Genomic DNA, 666 nt, shown 5'->3' on the forward strand with positions numbered 1-666 from the left:
AAATCATTTACAATGCTTGCCTCTTGAATGGAGGGAAAGTGGGCAACGTACTGCATCAGCACACCTGGAAACGCGCAGCGGCCTTGACCGCGCTGTTTGCGATCCTGCTGATCGTGATAGCGCCGCTTATCTCCGTCTCCTTGCAGAAAGATCCCATGAGTGCCATGCCGGGCATGCATCATGACATGAGCATGATGTCGATGGACGCGCATCATGGCGATACGCCGCATACGATGCCTGTCGACCATGCGGAAGCGTGCGGTTACTGCGTGCTGTTAGCGCATGTACCTGGCATGATGCTGGCGCTGATCGTCCTGCTCTGCGTGGTGCTGCAACGGCTTCGCCTTAAGCCGCCGCGTCAGGCGGTCAGCCACTGGCACTTTTTCCCCTGGCTTTACCCCGATACCCGCGCGCCGCCGCGGCAGTCTGCTTTCTCCCTTTAAAAAAATATCGATAACTTTTTGCCTTAAAAAGGAAAAGTATGACTACCTGCACACCGCGCGCGGCATGGGGAAACCTGCTGCGTCGCCTCCATTTCTACATCGGGCTGTTTGTTGGCCCGTTTATCTTCTTCGCTGCGTTAACCGGTACGCTGTATGTGGCGACGCCACAGCTGGAAAATGTCCTCTATCGGCACGCGCTCCACACCGATTCCGCGGGCGAGCC

General features: G+C 56.8%; 2 protein-coding genes. Both read left to right on the forward strand.

Annotated elements, in window-relative coordinates; translation table 11 throughout:
* Positions 1 to 38 precede the first annotated feature (38 nt).
* Positions 39 to 443 (forward strand): DUF2946 domain-containing protein, encoded by a 405-nt coding sequence (locus tag L977_RS15390; protein WP_014884876.1) that lies wholly within the window; start codon positions 39 to 41, stop codon positions 441 to 443.
* 38 nt (positions 444 to 481) lie between these two features.
* A partial coding sequence (locus L977_RS15395) for a PepSY domain-containing protein (RefSeq protein WP_047626106.1) occupies positions 482 to 666 on the forward strand: 185 nt, incomplete at its 3' end.

The organism is Enterobacter sp. ZOR0014 (assembly GCF_000798855.1).
GTDB lineage: Bacteria > Pseudomonadota > Gammaproteobacteria > Enterobacterales > Enterobacteriaceae > Enterobacter > Enterobacter kobei.